Source organism: Oribacterium sp., assembly GCF_057249185.1.
This window is the reverse complement of sequence record NZ_DBHIGR010000174.1, coordinates 1-4,512: the sequence shown is the minus strand read 5'-3', so window position 1 is coordinate 4,512 and position 4,512 is coordinate 1. Positions and strand designations below refer to the sequence as shown.

The following is a 4,512-nucleotide window of genomic DNA, read 5'->3' as shown; positions in this document are numbered from 1 at the left end:
CCGCAATATTGGTACAAACCTTATTCAAGAAGTAACGGTCATGGCTGACTACAATCACGGTATTTTCAAAGTTAATCAGGAAGTCCTCCAGCCACTCAATAGATCCCAAGTCCAGGTGGTTGGTAGGCTCGTCCAAAAGCAGGATATCCGGATTTCCGAAAAGCGCCTTAGCCAAAAGTACCTTCACCTTCTCGGAACCCTTTAGCTCGTTCATCATCTTGTGGTGAAGCTCCGGGCCGATTCCCAGGCCGTTTAACATGGTCTCCGCATCGGACTCCGCATTCCAGCCGTCCATCTGGGCAAATTCCCCTTCCAGCTCTGCTGCACGGATACCGTCCTCATCGGAAAAATCAGGCTTTGCGTAAAGCGCGTCCTTTTCCTGCATCACTTCATACAGGCGCTTATTTCCCATGATTACGGTACTAAGCACCGGGTAAGCATCATATTTAAACTGATCCTGTTCCAATACGGACAAACGCTGTCCCGGGGTAATGATGACTTCACCGGAAGTGGGCTCCAATGCTCCGGATAAAATCTTTAACAAGGTGGACTTACCGGCACCGTTGGCACCGATTACCCCATAACAGTTCCCCTCCGTAAACTTGATGTTGACCTCTTCAAAAAGGGCCTTCTTCCCTACACGATAGGTTACATTACTTGCTGCAATCATTTTTCCCCTCTCTGCTTCCGATATTTCGGAACTTTTCTACAAAATGGCTTTTTCCCACCTATTATAAGGGGAAAGCGGAAGAACTGGCAAGGGGAGTAGGGCTTTTCCCCAAAAAAGTTCTTTGTTAAGCATCCGAGCGGCCATAGCCGTTCTTCATCTGGCAGCTGACTTCATAGAGTACTTTATCCAGTACGTCTTCGGTTTCTTTCTTTAACATGTCCGCTATCTTTGCATTGCATTCTTCTAATAAAGAGGAAATTCCTTTTTTCTTCTTTCCGTGCTTTTCCAGCTCTTCTTCAAAGGCCTTCATAATCGTGTAAGCCTTAGTGGGCACCTTGCTCTGGTAGCGTTCAATATGGGAGCGGCAGTGGCTGTATTGGCTATCTGCCAAAGCTCCGATAATGCGATTTGCCCAGTAGAAGCTTTCCGTAGTTACCCGCTTTTCCGTATTGGCAAAGTATTCCGGAGTCTTATCGATATTGGCATAGAAGGGCACAAAGGCGTTGAAGGTGTTGGAGCCGAAGCATACCCATTCCAAAACCGCATATTCCTTAGGCACATTCGGACGAATCTGGGTAAGGCTTAAGAAATTGTTTCTGCTAATCCCGATGGGACGGTACTTTCCTCTTTCCTTTTCCTCCCCGTATTTTCCGTAGCAGTCGTAGGGAGTGCCTTGAAAATGTGCGGAAAGGATATATTTTACATCCTCCGGAGTAATCTTTAATTCCGGGCATAAGCACCAGGGAATGTCATCGGATTCCGGGGTAAACTCCGCATTTTCCCCCTCGAAACGGAAGGTATTTCGGTTAAAATATCTTGCCATATACCAGGCTCTTGGGGTGTTATACACATGGTCCGCATCGGAATGGGAGCCGAAGCACTCTCTTGGATTAATCCAGTCTCCCCCGGTCTTTTCGATTTCGTCTTCAAAGCGCAGATCTAAATGATTCTTTTTGATAAATTCCTTTAAATCCTTGGAACAGATGTATTCCTCCTGCTGCCCAAAGGCATCTTCAAAGTCAAAGTAGTCGATGCCCAGCTGGTTTGGCATCATCACATAAGCATTGTCCGGCACTCTTCTGGCAATGTAGTGATGTCCGCCAATGGTTTCCAGCCACCAGATTTCCTCCGAGTCGGAAAAGGCAATGCCGTTCATCTCGTAGGTTCCGTACTGCTCCAGTAATTCTCCTAAACGAAGCACACCCTCTCTAGCGGAGTGAATGTAAGGAAGCACCAAAGTAACTAAATCCTCTTCACCGATTCCGCCGATTTGCTCCTCTTCTCCGTCTTCCGCCTTCTTATACACTACCAGAGGGTCTCCGGAGAGCACCCGCTCATTACTGGTAATGGTTTCCGTTGCGGTCATGGAAACATTTTCACTGTTTACCCCTGCTGCACCCCAGATGCCTTCTCCTGCCACCGCATTGGGCATGCAGGTGTAGCGAAGGGGATTCTTGGGAAGGGGAATGGTCACATGGGACAGTACCGAGGTATAAGTCTCGCCCTGGTCCTTGGGTTCCACCACTATAAACTTCTTAGGGGAAAATGATCCTGAGCCGGAATCCTCATTTCTTGCAATCATAGTGGACCCGTCGTAGGATGCCTCTCTTCCTACCAAAATCGTTGTACAAGCCATCTTCTGCCTCCTTTATGTCTTATCCTTTTGTTCTGCTGAGGGTTTGTGACATTTGCTTTCTGCCTTTAACCTCTATTTGTTCTGTTTTTTAGTATACCCCATTCCTAAGGGCTTTTCTATAGACGGAAAGATTCTTTCCCTTTTCATCTATTTGTATATTTTAAACAAAGTTCTAAAAAATAATATTTATTCTTATTTACTCTTTGTCTTACTTTAGAGCTTAATTAATTTTGTATCTTGCCGATAATCTAATACTTACACAGAACCGTAAGCAAAATACCATTATCTTAAACTGTTAGTATGCAGAATAGTATGCAAAAACAATGAAGACCAAGATATTGGACTCATCCTAGGAGGGGATTATGAAAAAGAGATGGAACCAGTCCACTAAATTAGCCTTTTTTTCGATCGGGAGTATTCTGCTTTTGCTCCTAACCGCATTTGCCGGTGTAGTAAATAAGGTGCAAAGCAAAAAAGCTACAGAGCTTATAAAGGAGCAGTTTGAATTAACCGTGGCTGCCGGAGACTATTCCGATGGTAGTGTTACCCTGAGTAAAACCTCCAGAGCCTATGCCGCAACAGGCGATAAAGCTTATTTGGATGCCTACAACAAGGAACTGACCGTGGATAAAAACCGGGAAAATGCCGTGGAGGTCATGCATAAATACGGTTTAAGCGAGTCGGAAGAGGCCGCCTTAAAGGGAATGTCCGATGCCTCTACCTATCTTGCCGGTTTAGAGGCTCAGTCCTTTACCATGGTGGAACAGGGAGATCTTAAGGGAGCCTTGGACTTACTCTACAGTCAGGACTATCAGGAGAAGGAGCAGGCGGTTTCCGATGACTATGACACTCTTTATGATGAGGTAGCGGAAAGAACGCAGGGAGAGAGTCATGCTGCAGAACAAATGGCTGCCCTGACCCAATTTCTCAGCCTTTTCCTCCTGATTCCCACCATTATTTTCGTACTCATAACCGTGTTCTTCGTTCGGACAGAGCTGATGAAGCCTCTCCTTGCTATCAAAAATTGTATGCTGGGACTTTCTCAGGGTGAGCTGATGAATACCCATTTGGCTCTTCCCGTAGATGAAACCGAGGTGGGAAGCACCGTAAAGGCCATTAAGGATATGAATGCCCACTTAAAGTCCGTTATTGCAGATATCGTAAGCCGTTTAGGCAATATGGCTGCCGGAAATTTCCGGGATGAAGCCGCTTGCCCGAAGATGTACAAGGGAGATTATTCCGCCATCTGTGAATCCTTAAAGACCATCCAGTCCATGCTGAAGGGCACCTTATTGGAAATTGAAAATGCCTCTAAAGAGGTCAATGCTTCCGCCAAGGAAGTTTCCCACGGCAGTGATGTGCTTTCTCAGGGAGCCGCTGAACAGGCCAGCTCCTTGGAAGAGCTTTCCGCTACCATTCAGTCCGTATCCGATCAGGTACGAAACAATGCAGACAATGCGGAAAATGCCGCTCTTCTTTCCAAAACCACAGAAACGGAGTTGGAATCCAGCAGTACGCAAATGAATGCCTTAAATGACTCCATGAGCGAGATGAACCATACCGCTCAGGAAATCAGCAATATCATTCACACCATTGACGACATTGCCTTCCAAACCAATGTCTTAGCCTTAAATGCAGCTGTAGAGGCGGCAAGAGCCGGAGAATTCGGCCGTGGCTTCGCCGTGGTTGCGGATGAGGTTAGAAACCTTGCCGGAAAGTCCGCAGAGGCGGCAAAGAACACCACCGCCCTTATTGAAAACACCGTCCGCTCCATCGAGACCGGTTCTCAAATGACTGAGGAAGCCACAAAGTCCTTGGCACAGATTGTGAAGCGTTCTCAGGAAATGCATGAGAAGATTACGGAAATCGCAAGCCTTTCTCAAACACAGTCCAAATCCGTGGAAGAAATTGCCCAGGGCTTGGAGCAGGTATCCGCTGTGGTACAGCATAACTCCGCTACTGCGGAAGAGTCCGCCGCCAGCAGCGCAAAGCTTTTCGATCAGGTACAAAACATGGAAGAGCTTTTGGCAAAGTTCAAACTTTAAAGCTGTGCTATAGAGCTAAATATAAAAGCAATTCAAGAAACTATAGATTTCATTATGCTATCCCTCCATCGCCTGGGCCTTCGGGTCCGGGTGATTTTTTATTCTTAACGAGTATCGCACGCGTAGTGTGCGATATCTCGTTGCCTCCCCCCTGACTAAAG

At 46.6% G+C, this 4,512-nt stretch carries 3 protein-coding genes; 1 reads left to right on the top strand and 2 read right to left on the bottom strand.

Going from position 1 to position 4,512, the window contains the following annotated elements; all coding sequences use genetic code 11:
- Both ACO4PX_RS08790 and ACO4PX_RS08785 read right to left on the bottom strand, forming a co-directional pair.
- A partial coding sequence (locus ACO4PX_RS08790) for an ABC-F family ATP-binding cassette domain-containing protein (RefSeq protein ID WP_485572314.1) occupies positions 1–670 on the bottom strand: 670 nt, incomplete at its 3' end.
- Positions 671–794: 124 nt separating this feature from the next.
- Positions 795–2,306 (bottom strand): C69 family dipeptidase, encoded by a 1,512-nt coding sequence (locus ACO4PX_RS08785; RefSeq protein ID WP_485572313.1) that lies wholly within the window; start codon positions 2,304–2,306, stop codon positions 795–797.
- A 362-nt stretch (positions 2,307–2,668) separates the two neighbouring features.
- Here ACO4PX_RS08785 and ACO4PX_RS08780 point away from each other — a divergent pair, with 362 nt between their 5' ends.
- On the top strand, positions 2,669–4,351 hold the full coding sequence (locus ACO4PX_RS08780; RefSeq protein WP_485572312.1) for a methyl-accepting chemotaxis protein: 1,683 nt from the start codon (positions 2,669–2,671) through the stop codon (positions 4,349–4,351).
- Positions 4,352–4,512: the final 161 nt, after the last annotated feature.